Genomic DNA, 24,072 nt, shown 5'->3' with positions numbered 1-24,072 from the left:
CATCACGCCAAGCCGTTGCCTCTTTATTCCGGTAAGAAGACTTTAACAGCCCTCACGGTGGGTTTCAATTCATCCCGTTCAAAAACACCCAGAAACGTTCCATCTTGAGCATATAGACGCAGTAGCCCTGGCTTGTCCACAGGTGGCTCCAGTAAACGTGCTGACAGCTTTTGGCCCTGCAGAGCACCCTTCGTCTGTTCCTCTCCAACTTTATGGGCCGGAATGGAAGAGATCGCTTCATCTACGGGAATCAATGCTTCAGAGAGAGTGCCATCGTTCATACGCTGTTCCACGTCTTCGATACGAAGACAATGATCTGCCGAGATACCAGCAGAAATGGTGCGTTCCAGCTTAACCATGGTAGACGGAAACCCAAGTTTACGACCGATGTCTACACACAATGTGCGAATATACGTCCCTTTTGAGCACAAGGCGCGGAACGATATATCCGTTGTGCCATCTTGGGTTTCGATCCCGATAAGCTCAAGCTCATAGATGGTGACTTCACGACTCTTGCGTTCTACGGTTTTACCCTCGCGGGCAAGCTCATATAGCCGTTTTCCATCCACCTTTACTGCCGAATACATCGGTGGAACCTGTGAAATGGTACCCAAAAACTGCTTTAATACCTCATCCACCTGATCCTGAGTTACTTCTACAGGGGATTCCGAACGTTCAATAACTTCACCCGTCAGATCCTCGGTGTCAGTAGCAAGTCCCAGCCTTAGTGTAGCCAGATATTCCTTGGGAAGCTCCTGCATATACTCCACCACACGTGTCGCTCGTCCAAGGCATAACGGAAGAACTCCGGTTACCTGCGGATCGAGCGTGCCCGTGTGACCGATGCGCTTCATTTTCAAAATCCGACGCATTTTGGCTACAACATCATGGGAAGTAAATCCCGCTGGTTTGTATACCGGGAGAATACCTTCAAACGGTTTTACCATTGTGTATTCACCTGCTTCAACACTTTTTCCACGCTTTCTTCAACCTTGCCTTCCAGTCTGCATCCGGCTGCGAGAACATGTCCACCGCCACCAAAAGTTTGTGCCAGTGCTGCAACATCTATTTTACCGGCAGAGCGCAAGGAAGCTTTAACGGCATTATCGTTGATCACTTTGAAAAAGATACCTACTTCTACCCCACGAATGTTACGGGTATAGTTCACAATCCCTTCCAGATCTTCGTTCGCTGCCCCGCACTCCTGCATATCGTCTGGTGTAATAACAACCCATGCAACTCTACCGTCTTCTGACATTTGCAAGGATGACAGTGCCTTGTTCAAGATGCGGATCTGCGGAAGAGTAACCTCTTCAAGCAGCGTTTGTGCCAAATAAGGCCCATCGACACCATGCTCCAGTAAACGGGAAGCAACAGCCATCACATTGGGACTTGTATTCGCATAACGGAATCCACCTGTATCCGTCAGCATACCTGTATATACTGCCGTAGCTATATCCTTATCCCATGTAATATCGAAGAGTTCGAGCAATTCAAACAGAATTTCGGCCGTAGCTGCTGCATCGGATTTAATGATGTTCACTGTACCATATCCGTTATTCGTAGGATGATGATCGATATTTAAAATAACTGCGTCTTCCTCGAAATATTGACGTGTGAGCCCCACTCTGGCGAAGTCTGCACAATCAACACAAATGATCGCTTTATACTTACGCTCCGGTGGTTGTTCGGTCATGTTCACAATGGCATCCGCATGATACAAAAAACGCATGCGTGACGGGATTTCACCCTCATTAATCATTGTGAATGTCTTTCCCAGACATGACAGCAGCCAGCCCATCGTTACCGTCGAGCTGACTGCGTCACCGTCCGGCTGTACATGCGACACGACCAGGTAATCGTCATGCTCCAGCAAGAATTGTTTTCCTGCCTGGAGCGCCTGTTCATAAGTGTGCATTGCCGTCTCCTCTATTCTGTTACTGGGATTCGTTTTTATCGTTGTCGGAACCAATATCGCCAAGCAGCTTTTCAATCCGGCTACCATATGCAATTGATTCGTCAATCTTGAATATCAACTCGGGAACATGACGGAACCGGATACGTTTGCCCAGCTCCGTGCGCAAAAAGCCATTTGCTTTCGCAAGTGCTTTAAGCGAGTTATCCTTTTGCTCCTGTTCACCGAAGACACTCAGATAAACTTTGGCTTGCGACAAGTCGCCAGTTACTTCAACTCCTGTCACGGTAATAAAACCGATGCGTGGATCTTTCAGTTCTGACTGGATGAGCAGACTCAATTCTTTCTTGATCTGCTCGCCCACTCTACCTGTACGAATCTTAGCCATTGTTGTTCACCTCAAACTTCCTTGCTTATCGTTGTACGGTCTCCATGATGAAGGCTTCGATTACATCGCCTTCCTTGAGATCGTTGTATTTATCCAATGTGATACCACACTCGTAACCTTGAGCCACTTCTTTGGCATCATCTTTAAAGCGTTTCAGGGAATCCAGCTTACCTTCGTAAAGGACAATACCATCACGAATCAGGCGAGCTTCCGCAGAACGAGTGATTTTGCCAGAGGTAACCATACAACCCGCAATGGTACCCACTTTACTGATGGAGAAGGTATTCCGTACTTCAGCATGGCCAATCACTTTTTCTTTGTAGATCGGATCAAGCATACCTTTCATTGCTTGTTCAATCTCTTCGATAACACTGTAGATGACGCGGTGCAGACGAATGTCTACTTGCTCTTGATCCGCAGTGATTTTTGCCTGGTTTTCAGGACGAACGTTGAAACCGATCACGATGGCATTGGAAGCCGCAGCCAAAATGATGTCGGATTCCGTGATCGCGCCAGCACCGCTATGAATGATCTTCACGCGTACACCTTCAACTTCGATCTTCGCAAGGGAACCTTTCAACGCTTCAACCGAACCTTGCACGTCACCTTTAATGATCACGTTCAAATCTTTGATCTCGCCATCTTTGATGTGCTGGAACAGATCATCCAGAGTTACACGTGTGTTCGTACCCAGATCGGATTCACGTTGCGTAATCGCACGTTTGTCAGCGATGGAACGAGCTTTACGCTCATCTTCGAACACCATGAACGGATCTCCTGCTCCTGGCACTTCAGTTAATCCTGTGATTTCTACCGGTGTAGAAGGTCCTGCTTCTTTCAGACGACGGCCTTTATCATTGACCATTGCACGTACACGACCAAAACAGTTACCCGCTACGAACGCATCTCCGACTTTCAGTGTACCATGCTGTACAAGGATACGTGCAACTGGTCCACGTCCTTTATCAAGCTCAGCCTCAATGACCGTGCCCCGGGCACGTTTATCCGGATTTGCTTTGTATTCATTTACTTCTGCAACGAGCAGAATCATTTCAAGCAAACCTTCCAGACCCATTCTTTGTTTCGCAGATACGTTTACAAAGATCGTATCTCCGCCCCACTCTTCCGGAACGAGTTCATAGTTGGTCAGTTCCTGTTTTACTTTGTCAGGATCAGCGCCCGGCTTATCAATTTTGTTAACCGCTACGATGATTGGCAAACCTGCTGCTTTAGCATGGTTAATCGCTTCAACCGTTTGTGGCATAACACCGTCATCGGCAGCAACTACAATAATCGTCATATCCGTAACTTGTGCTCCACGCGCACGCATTGCTGTAAATGCTTCGTGACCCGGAGTATCCAAGAACGTAATTTTCTTGTGGTTAATCTCAACTTGATATGCACCGATATGCTGCGTGATTCCGCCCGCTTCGCCGCCAGTCACATTCGTAGAACGAATGGCATCAAGCAATGTTGTTTTACCATGATCGACGTGACCCATGATCGTTACAACCGGAGGACGGGATTGAAGATCTGCCGGATCATCATTCTCTTCCACCGTTTCGAAACGATCGTCTTCAAGCACAATCTTCACTTCAACTTCAACACCGAATTCACCTGCAAGGAGGAGAATGGTATCGATATCAAGCTCTTGGTTAATGGTTGCCATAACACCCATACCAATCAGCTTTTTAATAACTTCAGAAGCATCTTTGTGAAGAAGTTTTGCTGTTTCACCAACCGTCATATCACCGCGAACGATGATTTTCTTCGGCGTGTTATCGATCTTCTCACGTTGCACATATTGCTGCTGATTTCTGTTACGGTTGTTTTTTCCACCACGGTTATTACGGAAGTTGCCGCCACGGTTATCATCGAAACGACGTCCGCCGCCACCGCCACCACTGTTGGAACGATTGCCGCTGTTATTATTACCGGAGTTGCCTTGACCACCTCTGCGCTGGCCACCTTGTCCCTGACCTTGGCCACCAGTACGGTTAGCGTTATTGCCAGAGTTACCACCGGTGTTCGGTCCTGCAGATCTGCCTGGACCACCGCTATTGTTCGGACGTTGTCCGGACCCTTGCGGGCGGGAAGCTGTGTTTCCTTGACCGCTTGAAGCTGGTCTTGGACGATTCCCTGTTTGTCCTCCTTGGCTTGAACCTTGGGAAGAAGAATTTGTTCTGTTACGGCTGTCTTGGCCGCTTGGTCTTTGAGTGCCATTGTTATTGTTGGAATTTGGTCTATTGTTCATACCTACCTGCTTTTCCTGTTGTATTTTTGTTTGTACGGGACTACCGGCTGTTGTACTGTTATTCGGCGTGTTCACTCCGCCGCCCGGCTTGTTGCTGTCCACTGGTTTGTCACTGCGTACAGCCGAAGTCGCAACAGACTTGGCTTCGCCACCTTGTTTAGAAGCGGCAGTGGATTTAATATCTTTAAAAAATTGTTCCACCTTACCGACTGAACCATTCTCCATCACACTCATATGGTTGTTAACGGGAATGTCCAGCTTTTTAAGAATGGTTATAATTTCTTTACTGCTCATGTTAAGGGACTTCGCATATTCATAAACTCGCAATTTTTCCTTGTTTTCCTGTTTACTCAATATACTCCACCTCCGACATTATACCGACTTGCTTGGAGATCATTTTTGCAAACCCAAGGTCTGTGACTGCAAGAACCACCCGCGTGTCTTTACCGATGCTTGACCCGATACGGTCACGATCCAATCCGATAAGAAGCGGAACCTTGTAAGTACCACATTTGTCGCGAAATTTCTTTTGTGTGTTCGCCGAGGCGTCGCCTGCGACAATAACCATCTTGGCTTCGCCCGAACGGATCGCCTTGTGCACAATCTCATCACCTGTGAGCAATTTACCAGCGCGCATGGATAGACCGAGGTAAGACAACACTTTCGTATCACTCATCCTCATCACGCTCCTGTGCCGCAATGAATTCATCCTCAACTGCAACAAAATCGGCAGCGAGTTGTTCATAGATTTCTGGTGAAACTTTACTCTTCAGTGCACGATCAAGCGCCCGATTTTTGAGTGCAAGCTTGAAACAAGACTCTTTGCCACACAGATATGCGCCTCGTCCGGACTTTTTACCGGTCAAATCAATCAGCACTTCGTCCTCAGGCGTTTTAACGATGCGAATCAGTTGTTTTTTGGGCATCATTTCTTGGCATGCCACACATTTGCGTAGCGGCACTTTTTTAGGTTTCATACGTCAGCGCCCCCTCCGTGCTTTCCTTTAATCGACGGAGACGGAATCCTGATGCATTTCCGAAGAAGAATCTTTTTCTCTGCCGAATTCCTGCTCCGCCTGGCTCTCGCTCTTAATGTCGATCTTCCAGCCTGTTAATTTGGCTGCCAATCGAGCATTTTGACCTTTGATGCCGATGGCAAGGGACAGTTGATAGTCAGGAACGATCACCCGAGCCATCTTTTCCTCCTCGAACACGTGAACTTCCAAAACTTTGGAAGGACTCAGAGCATTTGCCACATATTCGTCCACTTGTTCGGAGTAACGAACGATGTCGATTTTCTCACCGCGCAGCTCACCCACAATGGTCTGCACGCGCATCCCTTTTGGACCTACACAAGATCCAACCGGATCAACTTCCTCGTTGCGAGAATGCACTGCAATTTTGGAGCGGAATCCGGCTTCACGGGCAACCGAACGAATTTCAACCACACCGTCAAAAATCTCAGGTACTTCCAGTTCAAAGAGTCGCTTCAAAAGACCTGGATGTGTACGTGATAAAATGATTTGCGGCCCTTTAGTCGTATTCTCGACCTTCGTGATGTACGCCTTAATGCGATCACCGTGAACAAACTTCTCGTTCGGCATTAATTCAGTAAGTGGCAGTGCCGCTTCGATTTTGCCCAGATCGATGTAGATATTGCGCAGATCCTGACGTTGCACTACTCCCGTAACGATATCTTCTTCCTTATCCACGAAAGCATTGTAGATCAGGCCACGTTCTGCTTCACGAATCCGCTGAGTTACGACCTGTTTGGCCGTTTGCGCGGCGATACGTCCAAAGTCGCGCGGCGTAACTTCAATCTCCGCAATATCTTCCAGCTGGAAGTGTGGATTGATTTCCCGTGCAGCAGGCAATGAAATCTCAGTGCGTGAATCCAGGACTTCTTCCACGATCAGTTTGCGGGCATATACGCGAATTACCCCCGTATTACGGTTCATGTCAACACGTACGTTCTGCGCCGTGTTAAAATTACGCTTGTAACTGGAGATAAGTGCAGCCTCGATCGCTTCAAACAGCACATCCTTGCTGATCCCTTTTTCCCGTTCCAATTCATTCATTGCTTCAATAAAATCCATACTCATGAATGTTGATCCCCCTTTCAAACATGGCATCCCATACGTAAAACGGCGAAGGCTCGAAACTTGTGAGCACCTTGCCGTTATCGTGAGATGTGTCTTTTTCATTAATCAAGTGAACAAGGCACTTTAAAACAAAATGGCCAAGCGCGCACTGGCAACCTTTTCATAAGAAATGGTATGCTGCTTCTTGCCTGCTTCAATCACAAGCTCCCCATTATCAAAGGAAAGCAGCTTGCCTTCGAATTCCTTTAATTTATTCACCGGCTCGTAGGTTGTAACAAATACGTTTTTGCCTACGGCTTTGGCAACATCCTCCGCTTTTTTCAGTGGACGCTCCGCACCGGGAGAAGACACTTCAAGGAAATAGACAGATGGGATCGGATCGTTCTCATCCAACTTGGCGCTCAGCTTTTCGCTGATCAAGACACAATCGTCGATGTCGATTCCACCCTCTTTGTCGACATACACCCGTAAAAACCAGTTGCTGCCTTCTTTGACGTATTCGATGTCAACCAGCTCGAAGCCTTGTTCGTTCAAGTAGGGTTGGATCATTTCTTCCACGGTAGATTTAATATTCGTTGTGCTCAAAACCGATAACCTCCAACTTAGGTCACACCAACGATAATCGCTGGCAGATGATTAAATACCCAAGATTCTTGTATACCAAAGACTAAAGAGTGGGTTTCCCCACTCTTCAGAAATTCGTACTATCTCGTTCACTTCAAAAATTATAACATAGTCTGGTAATAGTGACAAGTAACCTACCTTTGCATAGCAACCACACTAATGAAGGAAAAATCGAAGCGTATGCCTTCTGGACATAACGAATGGAGTTATACTGCTCATTTTCTGCATTCTAGAACAAGGACAGCTGATTGCTTTCCGGCAAACCACGGAAACATCCCATATTGGTTAGCAGCTCCACAATCGTTTTGGTTGCTTTGGACTTCTGCTGGAAATCCTCAATGGACAGAAATTCCCCATGCTCGCGGGCCGCTGCAATGTTACGAGCCGCGTTATCCCCAATACCTGCCAGTGCAGAGAAAGGAGGAATCAGAGACTTCTCGTCCACGATGAATTTGGTCGCTTCCGAGCGGTACAGATCAATCGGTTTAAGCGAAAAGCCTCGGGCCGCCATCTCCAGTGCCATTTCAAGAACAGGAAGGCTGTTTTTCTCTTTCGGCGGCGCCTGGAACCCTAGCTGTTCAATCTCTACGATTTTGCGATAGATGGCGTCATATCCTTGACACACCAGCTCGATATCCAGCTCGTCTGCACGAACGGTAAAGTATGTCGCGTAATATTCAATCGGATGATACAGCTTGAAAAATGCTGTACGTACCGCCGAAATAACGTATGCAGCCGCGTGGGCTTTCGGGAACATGTACTGGATTTTGAGACAGGAGTCAATGTACCATTGCGGTACCTTGCAGTTTTTCATCTCGTCAATCCATTCCTGTGGAAGTCCACGTCCTTTACGAACACTCTCTGTAATCTTAAAGGCCAGACTCGCATCCATTCCCGCCTTATAGATCAGAAACAACATGATATCATCCCGACAGCCAATTACCGTTTTGATGTTACATGTGCCGTTCTTGATCAGATCCTGCGCATTGCCAAGCCATACGCCAGTCCCGTGAGAAAGCCCCGAAATCTGCAACAAATCGGCAAAAGACGACGGCTGAGATTCGACAAGCATCTGACGCACGAATTTCGTACCCATCTCTGGCACACCGAATGTCGCAACAGGGGAGCGAATCTGCTCCGGGGTTACGCCAAGGGCATCCGTGGAGTTGAACATGCTCATTACTTTGGGATCATTCATCGGAATCGTTGTTGGATCAACGCCCGTAAGATCCTGCAGCATACGCATCATCGTCGGATCATCATGTCCCAGAATATCAAGCTTCAACAGGTTTTCTTCAAATGCGTGATAGTCAAAATGGGTTGTTTTCCACTCTGCTGTAACATCATCTGCCGGATACTGGACAGGTGTGACATCTTCCACCTCAATATAATCCGGTACAACGACGATTCCGCCGGGATGCTGTCCCGTGCTTCGCTTTACACCGGTACAGCCGGATGCCAGACGATTCAGCTCGGCGCCGCGCCATTTCTTTTGATGTTGTTCTTCGTATTTCTTCGCAAAACCAAACGCCGTTTTTTCAGCGACCGTTCCGATCGTACCCGCACGGAACACACTTTTCTCACTAAACAGCACTTTCGTGTAGTTATGGGCATGGGGCTGATAATCCCCCGAGAAGTTCAAATCGATATCGGGGACTTTATCCCCTTTAAACCCAAGGAAAGTTTCAAACGGAATATCCTGTCCTTCCCCTTTGAGTTTCCCACCACAATCAGGACATGGTTTGTCTGGCAAGTCAAATCCACTCGGTACACTACCGTCAAGGAACCATTCGCTGTGCTTACATTTAGGGTTCACGCAGATATAATGTGCAGGAAGGGGATTAACTTCTGAGATGCCCAGGAACGTTGCTACGACGGACGAACCCACCGATCCACGCGAACCTACAAGATAACCATCTTGATTTGATTTTTTAACGAGACGTTCCGAGATCAGATAGTTGGCAGAAAATCCGTATTTGATGATTGGCTGCAATTCTTTTTCCAAACGAGCAATAATGACTTCCGGCAGGTCTTCACCATAGATCGATTTGGCCGTATTGTAACAGGTGTTACGGATTTCCTCCTCCGCGCCTTCCAAAATCGGCGTAAAGAGTTTGTCCGGGAAGAGTTTGATCTCCTCAAAACGATCGGCTAGCTCTATTGTATTGGTAACCACAACTTCATACGCTTTATCCTGTCCAAGGAACTGGAATTCCTCCAGCATTTCGGCTGTCGTTCTGAAGTGAGCATCCGGTTTGCGCTGGTCTTTAAGCGGACTGAATCCGGTAATCCCATGAATCGTAATATCCCGATAAATTTTATCTCGCGGCTCCAAGTAATGAACATTACCTGTAGCAATGACAGGTTTATTCAATTTGGCGCCGATATCTACGACTTTACGAACCGCAAGTTTTAACTCTTCTGGCGTAGCCACAAGTCCTTTGTCCACCAAATGCATGTACATGGTCAGAGGTTGAATCTCCAGAATGTCATAAAACTCGGCGATTTCCTCAGCCTCTTCCACAGATTTGTTAAGGACGGCTTCGAAGAATTCTCCTTTTTCACACCCTGATATGACAACTAATCCTTCGCGCAAGCTTACGAGCTTGGACTTCGGTATACATGCAACACGTTTGAAGTACTCGGTATGTGAGAGGGAAACCAGCTTATACAGATTTTTCTTGCCTACATCATTCAACGCGTAAATTCCGCAGTGGAAAGGACGTGTATTCGACAGATCTACCCCAACGAAATCATTCAAACGATCCAGCATCGTCAGACCTTTTAATTGAGCTGCATCATTGATGAGTCCATTCAAGATCCCTGCCAAAGCAATCGTATCATCGATCGCCCGGTGATGGCTTTCCAGTGCAACTTTATATTTATCAGCCAGTGTATTCAACCGGTGATTTTTCATTTTTGGATATAGAAGACGAGCCAGTTCTAGGGTATCAAGCACCGGATTTGGTAGCTCGGGCATATCCAGATTTTTAAGAGATGCCTGGATAAAACCCATGTCAAACCGTGCATTATGCGCGACTAGTATACCATCCCCTGCAAAGGCAACGAAATCACGAATAACCGGTTCAAGTTCTGGTGCATCTTTTACCATCTCATCTGTAATGTTGGTTAACTGTTGAATGTTGTATGGGATTCGTTCATGCGGGTTGACAAAGGTAGCAAACCGATCCACCTCTTTCCCCTCTTGAACTTTGACAGCGGCAATCTCAATGATTTTGTTCTGCGTCACTGAAAGTCCCGTGGTCTCGATGTCAAAAACGATATACGTGGCCGTTTTCAGATCCATTGGTTGTGGATTCAGGACAACAGCTACAGAGTCATTCACCACATTGGCTTCAAGGCCGTAGATCATTTTAATCCCATTTTTCTTGGCTGCCTTGGATGCTTCCGGATAAACCTGAACACCACCGTGGTCCGTTACGGCAATGGCCTTATGTCCCCAATCAGCAGCTGTTTTGACATATTTGTCAATAGACGTTACGGCATCCATCGTGCTCATCGTGGAGTGTAAATGGAATTCTACACGTTTCTCCTCTGCTGTATCCTTCCGGGATGGCGGCGCCTTGATTTCAGTCAGATCCGAAGGAATCATAGCGAGTTCAGGAATTTGCATAAATCGGTCGTACTCTACGCGTCCGCGAACTTTCACCCATTTCCCATTCGCCAGCAAGCTGAGAATTTTGACATCTTCTTTGGTTTTAGCAAACATCTTCATTTGCATTGAATCCGTAAAATCTGTCAGGTAGAAGGTAAATAACGTATTTCCATTCCGCAGTTCCTTGCGGTCTAGACCAAAGATCGTTCCCTGAAGTGTAATTTTCTTCTCCTCATCCTGAACTTCTTGCATCGGAACAGCAGGCTCTTTGATCTCATAGCCCATCTGCAACCGCACATCACCTTGATCTTCTTCTTCCGGCAGTTCGGTCTCGATGACTTCACTCATCATTTTTTCGATTACCTGTCGTTCTTCTACTTTCTTCTGCGCTTGGAATTGCTCCATTGCCTCTTTGTTGCTTCCCGCTTCGCCTACCTGCATTTTTATACGCAGTGGCAAGTGAAAATACTTCTCGTAGAATCTGGTAATAGCTTGGTCAATCTGCTTTTTGCGAGCGAGCTCCATGGACGTGGAATCACTCATCGTTAGCTGCAGCAGATCGTCTTCACATTCCACTGTCGCCCGATTCATCCATCCATTTACAGACGGAATCTCACGAGTAACCCATTCCAGAAACAAGTTCCAATACTCATTTACGATATCGTTAGACAGTACTTTGTCTGTATATTTAAAAGCAAATGTAATTTTGGCAATGTGATTCAACTTCTCCTGAATATGCAGACTGAACGTTCGATAGATCGGTGCAGGCACCAGTGTGTCCTTAGCAATCTGGATATGCCATTCGCGATTCGTGCGATTGGTTTCGACCTGTTCAATCCACCCATCCAGGAAGTAAGGATCAGTCAAACCTGCCGGAAGTTCTGCCTGTTTCATCAACAACTCAAACCGTTTTCTCTTCTCCTCAAATCCACTCATCGTGTTCCTCCTGTGCCCCCTTAAAACATGAAAAGCTTCTGTATTCAAAAATGTCCCCGATCCGAACCCGCACCGATCCATTTTATCTGACAGAAGCTCTTCATTCATTACTAAACCAGCGAATAGGTCCTCTTTATCAAGCCATTATGATTAGTATGCTCTTGCAAACACAACAGTGTGCTGCGCTTTTTCACCGCAAGCCAGGCATGTATGCTTTTCTTCCGCAGGCTGGAACGGGATGTTCCGGCTAGTCGCACCTGTGACTTCTCTTACTTTATCTTCACATGCTTCCGATCCACACCAGCCAGCCAATGTAAATCCGCGTTTGTTTTCCATCAGTTCTTTCATCTCATCCAGTGTGTCTACGGAGTAGAAGTTGTCTGACATAAATGTACGTGCACGTTCAAGCATATCCGACTGAACTTGTGTCAACATCGTTTGAATTTCTTCAACGAGGTTCGCTTGCTCAACCACTTTCTTCTCTCCAGTGATCCGAGAGACAAGCACGCATACGCCATTTTCCATGTCACGAGGGCCAATCTCCAAACGGATCGGTACACCGCGCATCTCATACTCGTTAAACTTCCAGCCTGGACGAACGTCACTGCGATCATCCATTTTCACACGGATACCAGCCTTTTTCAGTTCAGCGAACAGTTCATCCGCACGACCTACAACGGCATCACGTGTTTTTGGTGGTCCAATCGGGATCATTACCACTTGAGTTGGTGCCACTTTAGGCGGCAATACAAGACCGCGGTCATCCCCGTGAACCATAATCAAAGCTCCGATCAAACGTGTACTTGTACCCCATGAAGTGGTATGCGCAAGTTCCAAAACGTTATTACGGCTCAAATATTGAATCTCAAAGGCTTTGGCAAAATTAGTTCCCATGTAGTGAGAAGTACCTGCCTGTACGGCACGTCCATCTTTCATCATGGCTTCAATCGAGAACGTATCCACTGCCCCGGCAAACTTCTCGGATTTGGTCTTCTGCCCCGTAATAACCGGAATGGCAAGGTATTCTTCGACTACTTCACGGTAGATTTCAAGCATTTTCATCGTTTCTTCGCGAGCTTCTTCTTCTGTCTCATGCGCTGTATGTCCCTCTTGCCACAGGAACTCACTCGTGCGAAGGAACGGCAACGTTCTCTTTTCCCAACGAACCACGTTAGCCCATTGGTTAATCAATACTGGCAGATCACGATAGGACTGAATCCATTTGGAGTACATATGTCCAATAATGGTCTCGGAAGTGGGCCGGATCGCCAAACGTTCCTCGAGCTTTTCTCCGCCTGCTTCGGTTACCCAAGGCAATTCGGGGTTAAATCCTTCTACGTGCTCTTTTTCCTTTTGGAAAAAGCTTTCGGGAATGAACATTGGGAAGTATGCGTTGCGGTGACCCGTTTCACGGAAGCGGCGATCCATCTCATCTTTAATGTGCTCCCAAATTTCGAAACCGTCTGGTTTAAATACAATACAGCCACGAACTGGTGAGTAGTCCATCAGATCCGCTTTTTTAATAACATCAATGTACCAGCGAGAGAAATCTTCACCCTGTGGTGTAATTTCTGTCACAAACTGTTTATCGTTTTCCTTTGACATATGACTCCTGCGTCCTCCCATAACGACTACTACTGAATACTCAGCACATAGTCAAACCGTAATTATCCGTTAATTAAACGTAGTATATCATTATATGTTACTGCCAGCATTAACACAAAGAGCATTGCGAACCCAACAAAATGCACCATGCCTTCCCGGTTAGGATCAACCGGACGTCCACGCAACGCTTCGATTCCAAGGAAAACGAGACGACTGCCGTCCAGCGCAGGAATCGGGAGCAAATTAAAGATTCCCAAATATAGGCTTAAAATGGCTGCCCATCTTGTTAATTGCTCAATACCTTGCTTGGCAATTTGACCAGTAACCTCAAACGTCCGCACGGGTCCACCAATGTCATCCATGCTAAACTGATTAATCAAATGTCTGAACCCTTCAAAGATAACCTTGGTCGTATCCACCATAGCTAAGCCAGAGAACTTAAACATTTCTACAAATCCAACAGAACGTGTAGGCAAAACAGGCGCAATGCCAACCTTCCCGCCTTCCTGACCTTCTACCGCACGAGGTGTGATCGTAACGTTAAATGTCTCGCTACCCCGGCGCAGGGTCCATTCCATCGGCTTGTCTTTGGATTCGGCAATCATCGTCACCATTTTTTTCGAATCTATACCGATCACGGTACCATTAATGGTTTCGATAATATCACCTTTTTGCAAATTGGCCTGATCCGCTGCCCCGCCTTTAAACACTTCGCCAATCTGCAGATTTTTCGGATTTTCAACCGGTACACCTGCCATCAATGCATAAACAGCGAACAGAACAAAAGCAAGAATAAAGTTCATGAGTGGGCCTGCAAAAATAGCCAAGGCGCGTTGAGCCACCGTTTTGCTGCCAAACTGCCGATCTTTAGGAGCAATCTGAGTCTGTTTGCCACGGCTGATCAACATCGCTTGCGGATGAATTACGTAATGCTGCAATTCACCATCTACATCCAGTTGTAACTTAAGCGCGTTCTCCATATCAATGGAGATCACTTCTCCGCGAATTACATTTTTACGGTTATCCAGTTGATCCAGATAGATCATTTTGACCTGATCGTCCACAGTTCGTACCGCTATGGTCTGTCCTTCCTGGATTTCAATCAGTTCCGGGTCTTCTCCCGCCATCCGTGCATATCCGCCAAAAGGCAGCAAGCGCAGGGTGAACTGCGTCTCATTTCTTTTATATGAGAATAATTTGGGACCAAAACCGATCGCAAATTCCCGTACAAGAATGCCGGCGCGCTTGGCAAAATAATAATGCCCCCATTCATGCACCGTTACGATGACAAAGAACATGAGCACCGTTAGAAATACCACTTGTATGGTTTCCAATCCCTATCCATCCTCCTTCACGGCACGTACCGCAGTCTGTCCCTCTAGACTATCATTATTCTCTAATGCCGCACAAGAGAATCGCTTCTTTCCATTGGTCTCGAAAAAAAGAGATTACAGCAAGGACGCAAGCTTGCGGCTATCCTGATCACAGGCAGCAATTTGTTCCAGATCAGGATTGTCCACATTCCGGTGCGCTTCCAGCACAGAAGCAATGATATCTTCTATTTTAAGGAATGAAATCTCTTTCCGCAAGAAACGTGCTACAGCAACCTCGTTGGCTGCATTAAAAGCCGTCGTTGCAGTCCCTCCCATTTTACCACATTCATAAGCCATTCTTAAACACGGGAAACGTTCCATATCCATCTCCCTAAAATGAAGTTGTCCAACTTGGGCAAGAGACAATCGTTTGGCCGGAGAAGGCATACGGTCAGGATAGGTTAAAGCATATTGAATGGGGACGCGCATATCCGGAGTACCAAGCTGCGCAATGATACTTGTGTCTTCAAATTCCACGTAGGAATGAATGATGCTTTCGGGATGAAGTAGTACATTAATCTGCTCATAGTCAAGACCAAACAACCAATGTGCCTCAATGACTTCAAGGCCTTTGTTAACCATCGTTGCGGAATCAATCGTGATTTTTGAGCCCATTGACCAGTTTGGATGCTTAAGTGCATCCTCTACAGTCACCTGTTGTAGTTGCTCTCGTGTAAGATGTCGAAACGAACCACCTGACGCTGTCAGGGTAATTCCTGCCACACTGGAACGATTCTCTCCATTTAAACACTGGAAAATAGCCGAATGCTCACTGTCTACAGGCAAAATCGAAACGCCTTTGGCAGCAGCTCTCTCTGTAACGATGTGCCCCGCGGTAACCAAGGTCTCCTTGTTGGCAAGTCCAATCTGTTTTCCAGACTCAATCGCCGCAAGCGTAGACTCCAGTCCGACACTTCCTACGACAGCCGTAACAACGGTGTCTGCATCGGTTCCCGCTGCAATCTCTATGAGGCCTTCCGAACCGTAATACACTTTCGTGCCTACCGGCATATGTGGAGAGATTTTATCAGCTAACTCTTTTGAGCCTACCGAAACCTTTTTTGGCTGATAACGTCTAGCCTGTTCGATCAGTAAATCTGTATTGCCCCCTGCAGCTAGTGCTTCCACTTGAAAGTGTTCTGGATGCATGTCAACAACATCCAATGTCTGTGTCCCAATCGACCCTGTCGAACCGAGAATCGCTATTCTTTTCATTGCTGCACCTCACCTCTAACGAATCCGATGCTTGTGGGCGAGCCACCTTAGTCATCTTGAAGCTGTCTTCTTCTAGTAAGGCAGTAGCATCAGTATATGTACAAATGGAAACACCACAATCCAGCTGTCGCACCGATCCAGAATACCACCATGCCCAGGAAGAAGATTGCCTGAATCCTTAATGTTGTAAACGCGTTTGTAGGCTGACTGGATCAAGTCCCCCATCTGTCCCACTACTGCACTAGCAATCCCGATTAGAATTGCTCTCTGCCAGGAGAGTAAGCCGTCTGATACCAGGGCAAACACCACCGCGGTAGCAATCGCAATGACAATGCCGCCGAGTGCCCCTTCGACGGTTTTGTTCGGACTGATCGAAGGCCAAAGTTTATTTTTCCCAATCCATTTGCCCACAAAATATGCTCCGGCATCACTTGCCCAGATTGACCCTAATAGAAGGAACGTCCAGAATAAACCATGATGTAAATGTCTAGATTCTGCGATGTAATAAAATCCCGTCCCAATATACAAAACGCCGATAAAAAGCATAGCAATTGTGTTAATCGGCAGTCTGTTCTTAGTGACAACCGAGGCGGTCATCAAAATAAGCATAATGATCCACGCAATTTGAAACAAAGATAACGGTCTTACATCCCATACCATTTCCCAAGGAAATACCATAGAAACAATTCCAGCATATCCGATTAGGGCTACACCTGAAGAAGGCGCCACCCCGGTCATTTTTACAAACTCATAATAACCGATGAGAGCCATAAGCAAGACCAACCCGTGATACCAAGGTCCGCCAAGCATACAAAAACCCAAAAACAACACACCTGCAATAATTCCAGTCGTTAATCGCTGTTTCAACGGCTTCATCCTCCATCTATTTCAAACCGCCGTAACGCCTTGTTCTGCGCTGATATTCGGCTACTGCTTCAAGCAGATGCTGTTTGCCAAATTCGGGCCAGTATATATCCGTAAACCATAATTCGCTATATGCAAGCTGCCATAACATAAAATTGCTTAGTCGCAGTTCTCCACTCGTTCGAATCAACAAATCCGGATCTGGCATATCTGCGGTCAGCATATGTTTGTCAATAAGTTCAGGTGTGATGTCTTCTGCAGCCAGTTCCCCCGACTTCACCTGCAGAGCAATGTCTTTCACACATTCCGTCATTTCCCGGCGGCTTCCATAGTTCATCGCAAAGTTTAACACCAGACCAGTGTTATGTTCCGTAAGACGAATGGCTTCCCGTAAAGCATTAACCGTATGGGAAGGCAGATGTTCCTCATGTCCCATCATACGGATTCGTACATTTTTTTCGATCAGTTCTTCTAACTCAATAGCCAAAAATTCTTGCGGAAGTCTCATCAGAAAATCCACTTCTTCTTTTGGACGCGTCCAGTTTTCTGTCGAAAAAGCGTACATCGTCAGATATTTGATGCCCAGTTCATCCGCCGCGATGGTTGCACGTTTAACTGCCTTCATGCCGTTCTGGTGTCCAGCTATACGCGGGAGACCCAAACGTTTGGCCCATCGTCCATTGCCGTCCATGATGATGGCGACGTGCTGCGGGATATTATCCTCGGATATAGTCAGCGTTTCCTGCTTGTCAGCCCCATTCCACCACGACCGAACCCGTTTGATCATTCCTGTTCCTCCAAAATCCCTGAAGTTTCTTCATCTGAAGCTTGGAAAAAGAGACAAAACCCCACCGTATTGGAGGGGCTGCGCTTGTCTTACACTTCCATGATTTCTTTTTCTTTGGCAGCAAGTACCTTATCGACTTCAGCGATAAATTTATCAGTCGACTTTTGAATGTCGTCCTGATGTCTCCGGGATTCATCTTCGGAAATCTCGGACTTTTCCATCTTCTTAATATCATCATTCGCATCACGGCGAATGTTACGAATCGCAACTTTACCTTCTTCGCCAAACTTTTTGGTTAGTTTGACAAGCTCAGCTCTACGCTCTTCCGTCAGCGGCGGAATAGCGAGACGAATCATACTGCCATCGTTAGCCGGGGTCAGACCCAGGTCTGATTTCATAATCGCACGTTCGATATCACTCATCGCTGATTTGTCCCAAGGCTGAATCATCAATGTCCGGGAATCCGGTGTACTGATATTTGCCAATTGGTTCAGAGGTGTCATTGCACCATAATACTCGACTTGCACACGATCCAGAAGAGCAGGCGTTGCACGGCCTGCACGCAACGTAGCTAGGTCACGGCGCAATGCCTGAATCGCTTTTTCCATACGCTCTTCAGCATGTTGTTTAACTGCTTGTGGCATTAATCTACACTCCCTTTAACGATTGTTCCGATACGCTCGCCCAGAACAACACGTTTGATGTTACCTTGTTCAGTAATGTTGAATACAATCAACGGAATGTTGTTATCCATGCAGAGCGAGGACGCCGTTGAATCCATTACGCCAAGGTTTTTGTTAAGTACATCCAGGTATGTCAACTGCTCAAACTTTTCAGCTGTGCTGTCTTTGAATGGATCTGCCGAATAGACACCATCCACTTTATTCTTGGCCATCAAGATCACTTCTGCTTCAATCTCCGCTGCGCGCAGTGCTGCTGTTGTATCCGTGGAGAAGAACGGATTACCTGTACCTGCTGCAAAAATAACGACACGGCCTTTCTCCAGATGACGAATGGCTTTACGACGAATGTACGGCTCAGCAATCTGCTGCATAGCAATTGATGTCTGCACACGAGTTGGCACTTCAATCTGTTCAAGTGCGTCTTGCAGCGCCAGAGAGTTCATCACCGTCGCGAGCATACCCATATAGTCCGCAGTTGCACGATCAATCCCGTTTTCACTGCCAGCAATACCGCGCCAGATGTTTCCTCCGCCGCATACAATCGCAACCTGTACGCCAAGCGCAACTACATCTTTTACCTGCTGGGCAATGGATGAGATCGTTACTGCATCAATGCCATAGCCGTTTTGACCGGAAAGAGACTCTCCGCTCACCTTTAAGACAACACGTTTAAATACTGGCTGTTCCAATTGTTCACCCTCCACTTTGAATTGAACACCTTCCAGTGTCCAACCAACAAAACTTCTCGCGCATGGACTCCTGCTTAAAAAGAAAGGAACACAGAAGTGTTCCGCTCTTTTAGGAAAAACAAATTGCCGTTCAGTCATTGTTTTCCTGAGATATAAGGGAGTTTACGCTTCGAAGTTTCATCATTCTTATATCTTCGAAAATCAATCCTGCATTGTCGGCTTGATAACGTCTTATTTGTTAACTTGGGACATAACTTCTTCTACGAAGTTATCCACTTTTTTCTCCAAACCTTCACCCAGTTCGTAACGAACGAAACGACGGATGGAGATGTTTTCACCAATTTGGCTGATTTTTTCATTCAACAATTGGGAAATTGTTTTATCTGGATCTTTAACAAAAGTTTGTTCCATCAGGCAATATTCTTCGTAGTATTTACCGATACGGCCTTCAACCATTTTCTCAATGATTTTTTCTGGTTTACCTTCGTTAAGAGCTTGAGCTTTCAAGATTTCTTTTTCTTTTTCCAACTCATCTGTAGGAACTTCTTCGCGTGTAACATATTTAGGATTAGCTGCAGCGATTTGCATAGCTACGTCTCTAACGAAATCCTTAAATTGATCTGTTTTACCAACGAAGTCAGTTTCGCAGTTAACTTCAACCAAGACACCGATACGTCCGCCAGCGTGGATGTAAGATTCTACAGCGCCTTCAGTAGCTGCACGGCCTGCTTTGCTTGCTGCTGCAGAAAGACCTTTTTCACGCAACAATTCAGCTGCTTTCGTTACATCACCGTTTGCTTCTTCCAGTGCTTTTTTACAATCGAGCATACCAGCGCCCGTTCTTTCGCGAAGTTCTTTTACTGCACTCGCATTAACTGCCATTATAAATTCCCTCCAGATTAAGTATTGTACTTACACTCTAAAAAAAGGGCAGTGAGAGGTTATCCACCTACCAACCACCCTTTTCATTTAATTCATGAATGTTATGTTCGAAAACTATTAAGCGGAAGTTTCTTCGCCTTGGTTAGCTTCGATAACGGCATCAGCCATTTTACCTGTCAGCAATTTAACAGCGCGGATCGCGTCGTCATTACCTGGGATAACATAATCGATCTCGTCTGGATCGCAGTTAGTATCAACGATACCAACGATTGGGATACCCAATTTGCGAGCTTCAGCAACAGCGATACGCTCTTTGCGCGGATCGATGATGAACAAGGCGCTAGGCAGGCCTTTCATATTTTTAATACCGCCCAAGAATTTCTCGAGACGATCTTTTTCTTTGCGAAGCAAGATTACTTCTTTTTTAGGCAGAACAGCGAAAGTACCGTCTTCTTCCCAAGCTTCCAACTGTTTCAAACGATCAATACGTTTTTGAATAGTAGAGAAGTTAGTCAGGGTACCGCCGAGCCAACGTTGGTTAATGTAGAATTGACCAGCGCGTTCAGCTTCTTCTTTAACGGAATCTTGAGCTTGTTTCTTAGTACCTACGAAAAGAATAGTACCGTTCTCGCCTGCGATTCCTTTAACGAAGTTGTAAGCCTCTTCGACTTTTTTCACCGTTTTTTGCAAATCGATGATATAAATTCCGTTTCTTTCAGTGAAGATATAACGATCCATTTTTGGGTTCCAACGACGAGTCTGGTGACCGAAGTGTACCCCAGCTTCGAGAAGCTGCTTCATGGAGATTACTGCCATCTTCACACACCTCCTAATATGGTTTTTTATTGTGTCCTCCGCCAGCATCATTTTTCGCTAAGACTCTCCATCAGGAAAGCACCCTCAACAAAATTAGCACAGCGTGTGTTTTAACACCGTTATCTAATATATCATAAGTGTCAGTCTGTTGCAACATTATCTGAATCTAATTTTTTTGTCCTTATGATAGCAAAAATCATCCACCTATCATCAAAAAGAACCGTCCAGTCCGAGCATGTACGCTCAGCTTGACGGTTCTTTGGTAATTTTGGCGATAATCGACTTAAAACTTTCACCCTTTTCAAGAGAGTATGTGCCCACTTGAATTTTTTTATTGATACCTTGAGCCTTTCCTGCCTTGATAAAGGCTTGTGTATCGTCCACAATACCGGCTTCTTTCAGATTTTCGGCAACCATAGCCAAACTATTTCCGGAACGAACCTTAAATGTTACAGCGGGTCCATTAGATTTAGTTGGCGTCACAGGCGTATTTGTCTTTGGTTGATTTGTCTGTGTTTGTCCCTTAACATTGCTGGACTCTGGCTGCTGCGGCTGCTTTGGTTCTGTCGGTTGTGCAGCAGAGGTAGTTTGCTCTGGTGTTTCAGCCGACTTTCCCTGCATCTGACTGCTTTCCTGCTTTTTCTTTGACACCCACTCTGCTTCCGTATACAACTCGTCTTGGGAACCAACCAGTTTCATATCTAAACTCTTTGCTGCTGTTTCCAATTGTTCTTTCGTCCAGTTGTCAGGTTGTACAGGTTCCAGATTACTATCAGACAAGGCTTTTTGCCCCACCGTGGCTAGTTGAAGCAAGATTGCTCCCGTGATCATGCCACTTCCAATACCAATCCACAAAGATCGCTTGTCCATGGTCAGCTCTCCTCCCGCTCTGCAAGTTGCAGTATTAATTGCACCTCACCAAGCTGTATGCCTGTTTGTCTAGAAATAGCATCCATAGACTTTCCTTTATCATGTAGCCAAAAAAGCTCTTTGTAACGATCTTTAATCGATTCATGCTTGGGATCTTCTTCTGAATTACCTTGTAGATCTTCTGCTGATGCAATTGGTTGATTCGTTTCAGCCATAACACTGTCCATGAGGCTTAGTGCTTGTAAGCCCTCTGATCTCTGGCCCATCATGATCTCTGCAGGATGGGGTTCAGCGGTCTTGACCTTCTGTTGTTCCAGCTGGTCAAGCCGTTGTTGCAATTCCTGAAGCTGTGACTGCATTCGCTGATCTGCTGCAGTGGCTTCCCCTTTAAGTTCAGCTACACGTTGAATAAGAGCATCGTTATCTTGTTCAATCTCTGTCATGTAATGTTCGAGCGTGGACTCCATCTCCTGCACCAACTGATGGGATGGCTGCTGTACTTTGTCTTTTCGAGGCATAATGAATGCATAAGCAATTGCACAAGCTCCTAGTATGACAATAATGATCCATGGTGACAAATTGCTTCTCTCCTTTTGTTACGAACACCCTCGGGCGCAAGCTTTGAGCATGTTTGAAGTCTTTTACATAGAGAGATCGATATGTTTACCTTTGTAGGGATGCTCGGCAGGTTTGGAGTGTTCCTGCTCATCCATCGTCTCCCCTCCATCAGTCCCACTATGCTGTTCTCCCCCGTCCGCATGACCATCTCGTACCGAAGTATGTGATGTCTCAGCCATGGCTTCACTGCGCTGCCGTGCTTCATTGGCTTCTCTAGTCGTCTGTTTGGCGATCAGATTCTGGTCGGTGATCGGTCTCTGCTGCGCTTCACTTTGATACCGTCCCGCTTCACTCGTTCGTGGTACCGCAATCTGCAACTCCACTGCTTTGAAACTCATACGCTCACCTCACGGTTTCGAATGGATTTCCTCAAAAGGCTGTTGCTGGTTTTAAACGTACGGCACCATGGTAATATCTCCGTCCTGATAATGAAATGACATTCGGCTGACGGGATCTTTAATAAATTTCGTATATCTGCCGATAACTATTTTAGAGCCCCCGTAGATCATCTTCAAAATATCAACACGAGCTCTACTTGTATCTTCAAGTACCTTTTCAATTTCCAAGATACGCATTTTCATTTCTTCAGTCTGATGAAGAGCTGATTTTTGAGTTGAGTTTAATTTGATTCTCATTGCCATCTTGTCTGGCGTTAGTTGTCCTGCTGCCGCTAGTTGGTCCAGAAGAGTCAATGCTTTCTTGGTTTTGTCCAAGGAGTCCATCTGTTCTCTCATTTCCTTACGTAATTCATTCATTTCGTTTCGGAGTCTTGGTAACACCCCAACCTCAATCGAGGTGACTGTAGACATTGTGTTACCTACAACACGCGCAGATACATGCTCTCCCGCCTGTATTGAACCGCCAACGATAAGTCCTTTTGTTCCTGCACAGATTACAGCATGACCCGCACGGACATTGGAGTGCATAATACTTTGGGACACGAGCACATCTTCACCCGCATCAACATTGCCTTCTTGTATGAATGTGCATTTCACATGATGTCCGGCATGAATTAAACCTTTGTTGTAACCGATGATCCCACCGGTAATTTCGATAGAGCCGCCTGCCTCCAGTTCTGCTCCTTCGACACCTCCGGCAACACGAATGTCACCTGCCGCTTTCACCTTAAAGCCAGTAAGTACATTGCCTCGGATTACAACGTTACCTACAAAATCAATATTTCCATGCTTATAATCGACATCACCATTGACTTCATACACTGGAAATACGTTAAGTTTGTTTCCATCTGTTCTACTCACCAAGCCGTCAATTGCTGCATACATCGCAGAACCGTCAGGACTGACAACAACGTTTTTTCCGACTTTGAATCGGGCCTCTTTTCCGGAACGAAAAGGGATCTCTTCACCGGTCACTGCTTTGCCTGGTATGCCGTCCACAGGATCAATACGCTTTGCAATAATCTGACCACTGCGCACATTGTCTAATCGGATCAGCTCTTTGTAATCCACTTTTCCATCTTCTGCTTCAAGCGGCCGCTGCTCGCTATCATCTTCTTTACCAATCAAAACTTGAATATATCCATCGATCCCTTGCACAGGAGAAACGCCTTCGGCTATCTTGCACTTGTCTTTCAGGTAGGCAGACGGGTTATTCACAAAAACTAATAATGCTTCTCGCAATAGACCATGTTTAATGCCCTTGCTACCCACAAATTGTTCAAGCTCTTCCGTGGTACAGGAAAAGCCTTCTTCTTCGTTGTAGTATTCAAGATAAGCGATACATTTATCATCGGATAAAACAACGTTTAGTGATTTTTCCATAACAGTCTGTTGTGTCAACGCAGATCTTCCTCCTTAGTTGCCTGTCCACTCCCT

Annotated in this window: 22 protein-coding genes; all 22 read right to left on the bottom strand. The window is 46.1% G+C overall.

The window, feature by feature from the left end; all coding sequences use genetic code 11:
• Positions 1 to 23: 23 nt before the first annotated feature.
• The gene (truB, locus tag M3629_RS04485) at positions 24 to 947 is read right to left on the bottom strand and encodes a tRNA pseudouridine(55) synthase TruB (RefSeq protein WP_251503056.1); all 924 of its coding nucleotides are present in this window, start codon (positions 945 to 947) and stop codon (positions 24 to 26) included.
• Entirely contained in the window at positions 941 to 1,918 is a 978-nt protein-coding gene (locus M3629_RS04480; protein WP_251503055.1) for a DHH family phosphoesterase, read from the bottom strand. The genes truB and M3629_RS04480 overlap by 7 nt, the downstream gene beginning before the upstream one ends.
• A gap of 19 nt (positions 1,919 to 1,937) precedes the next feature.
• Positions 1,938 to 2,303 carry a 30S ribosome-binding factor RbfA gene (rbfA, locus tag M3629_RS04475; protein WP_090923831.1) on the bottom strand — a complete coding sequence of 122 codons (366 nt, stop codon included), beginning with the start codon at positions 2,301 to 2,303 and terminating at the stop codon, positions 1,938 to 1,940.
• Between the two features lie 25 nt (positions 2,304 to 2,328).
• Positions 2,329 to 4,911, bottom strand: coding sequence for a translation initiation factor IF-2 (gene infB, locus M3629_RS04470; protein WP_251503054.1), 2,583 nt, complete (start codon positions 4,909 to 4,911; stop codon positions 2,329 to 2,331).
• Positions 4,904 to 5,233, bottom strand: coding sequence for a L7Ae/L30e/S12e/Gadd45 family ribosomal protein (locus M3629_RS04465; protein WP_186812280.1), 330 nt, complete (start codon positions 5,231 to 5,233; stop codon positions 4,904 to 4,906). Before M3629_RS04465 ends, infB begins: the two co-directional genes overlap by 8 nt.
• Positions 5,226 to 5,534 (bottom strand): RNase P modulator RnpM, encoded by a 309-nt coding sequence (gene rnpM, locus M3629_RS04460; RefSeq protein WP_154983881.1) that lies wholly within the window; start codon positions 5,532 to 5,534, stop codon positions 5,226 to 5,228. Before rnpM ends, M3629_RS04465 begins: the two co-directional genes overlap by 8 nt.
• Before the next feature lie 27 nt (positions 5,535 to 5,561).
• Positions 5,562 to 6,659, bottom strand: coding sequence for a transcription termination factor NusA (gene nusA / locus M3629_RS04455; protein ID WP_090923835.1), 1,098 nt, complete (start codon positions 6,657 to 6,659; stop codon positions 5,562 to 5,564).
• Positions 6,660 to 6,782: 123 nt separating this feature from the next.
• The gene (gene rimP, locus M3629_RS04450) at positions 6,783 to 7,244 is read right to left on the bottom strand and encodes a ribosome maturation factor RimP (protein ID WP_090923836.1); all 462 of its coding nucleotides are present in this window, start codon (positions 7,242 to 7,244) and stop codon (positions 6,783 to 6,785) included.
• A gap of 268 nt (positions 7,245 to 7,512) precedes the next feature.
• Positions 7,513 to 11,835 carry a PolC-type DNA polymerase III gene (locus M3629_RS04445; protein ID WP_251503053.1) on the bottom strand — a complete coding sequence of 1,441 codons (4,323 nt, stop codon included), beginning with the start codon at positions 11,833 to 11,835 and terminating at the stop codon, positions 7,513 to 7,515.
• A gap of 150 nt (positions 11,836 to 11,985) precedes the next feature.
• Positions 11,986 to 13,440 (bottom strand): proline--tRNA ligase, encoded by a 1,455-nt coding sequence (gene proS / locus M3629_RS04440; RefSeq protein ID WP_251503052.1) that lies wholly within the window; start codon positions 13,438 to 13,440, stop codon positions 11,986 to 11,988.
• A gap of 62 nt (positions 13,441 to 13,502) precedes the next feature.
• Positions 13,503 to 14,774, bottom strand: a complete 1,272-nt coding sequence (gene rseP / locus M3629_RS04435) for an RIP metalloprotease RseP (RefSeq protein ID WP_251503051.1) — start codon at positions 14,772 to 14,774, stop codon at positions 13,503 to 13,505.
• Between the two features lie 114 nt (positions 14,775 to 14,888).
• Positions 14,889 to 16,028, bottom strand: coding sequence for a 1-deoxy-D-xylulose-5-phosphate reductoisomerase (locus M3629_RS04430; protein ID WP_251503050.1), 1,140 nt, complete (start codon positions 16,026 to 16,028; stop codon positions 14,889 to 14,891).
• A 72-nt stretch (positions 16,029 to 16,100) separates the two neighbouring features.
• Positions 16,101 to 16,895 carry a phosphatidate cytidylyltransferase gene (locus M3629_RS04425; RefSeq protein ID WP_251503049.1) on the bottom strand — a complete coding sequence of 265 codons (795 nt, stop codon included), beginning with the start codon at positions 16,893 to 16,895 and terminating at the stop codon, positions 16,101 to 16,103.
• A gap of 16 nt (positions 16,896 to 16,911) precedes the next feature.
• A complete protein-coding gene (locus tag M3629_RS04420; RefSeq protein ID WP_251503048.1) occupies positions 16,912 to 17,679 on the bottom strand; it encodes an isoprenyl transferase in 768 nt (255 codons plus the stop codon).
• 89 nt (positions 17,680 to 17,768) lie between these two features.
• A complete protein-coding gene (gene frr, locus M3629_RS04415; protein ID WP_090923843.1) occupies positions 17,769 to 18,323 on the bottom strand; it encodes a ribosome recycling factor in 555 nt (184 codons plus the stop codon).
• Positions 18,323 to 19,051: a UMP kinase gene (gene pyrH, locus M3629_RS04410; RefSeq protein WP_090923844.1), complete on the bottom strand. Its 729-nt coding sequence runs from the start codon at positions 19,049 to 19,051 to the stop codon at positions 18,323 to 18,325. Before pyrH ends, frr begins: the two co-directional genes overlap by 1 nt.
• Positions 19,052 to 19,282: 231 nt before the next feature.
• The gene (tsf, locus tag M3629_RS04405; RefSeq protein ID WP_056700641.1) at positions 19,283 to 19,933 is read right to left on the bottom strand and encodes a translation elongation factor Ts; all 651 of its coding nucleotides are present in this window, start codon (positions 19,931 to 19,933) and stop codon (positions 19,283 to 19,285) included.
• 117 nt (positions 19,934 to 20,050) lie between these two features.
• Complete coding sequence (rpsB, locus tag M3629_RS04400) at positions 20,051 to 20,749, bottom strand: 30S ribosomal protein S2 (protein ID WP_024630243.1); 699 nt, start codon at positions 20,747 to 20,749, stop codon at positions 20,051 to 20,053.
• A 243-nt stretch (positions 20,750 to 20,992) separates the two neighbouring features.
• Positions 20,993 to 21,619, bottom strand: coding sequence for an endolytic transglycosylase MltG (locus tag M3629_RS04395; protein WP_251503047.1), 627 nt, complete (start codon positions 21,617 to 21,619; stop codon positions 20,993 to 20,995).
• A 2-nt stretch (positions 21,620 to 21,621) separates the two neighbouring features.
• The gene (locus M3629_RS04390; RefSeq protein WP_251503046.1) at positions 21,622 to 22,197 is read right to left on the bottom strand and encodes a hypothetical protein; all 576 of its coding nucleotides are present in this window, start codon (positions 22,195 to 22,197) and stop codon (positions 21,622 to 21,624) included.
• A gap of 63 nt (positions 22,198 to 22,260) precedes the next feature.
• Complete coding sequence (locus tag M3629_RS04385) at positions 22,261 to 22,575, bottom strand: hypothetical protein (RefSeq protein ID WP_251503045.1); 315 nt, start codon at positions 22,573 to 22,575, stop codon at positions 22,261 to 22,263.
• A 51-nt stretch (positions 22,576 to 22,626) separates the two neighbouring features.
• Entirely contained in the window at positions 22,627 to 24,036 is a 1,410-nt protein-coding gene (locus M3629_RS04380) for a DUF342 domain-containing protein (protein ID WP_251503044.1), read from the bottom strand.
• Between the last annotated feature and the right edge of the window lie 36 nt (positions 24,037 to 24,072).

This window comes from Paenibacillus polysaccharolyticus (assembly GCF_023714295.1).
Taxonomy (GTDB): Bacteria; Bacillota; Bacilli; order Paenibacillales; family Paenibacillaceae; genus Paenibacillus; species Paenibacillus polysaccharolyticus_A.
The sequence above is the reverse complement of the archived record's forward strand: the minus strand, read 5'-3'. Positions and strand labels throughout refer to the sequence as shown.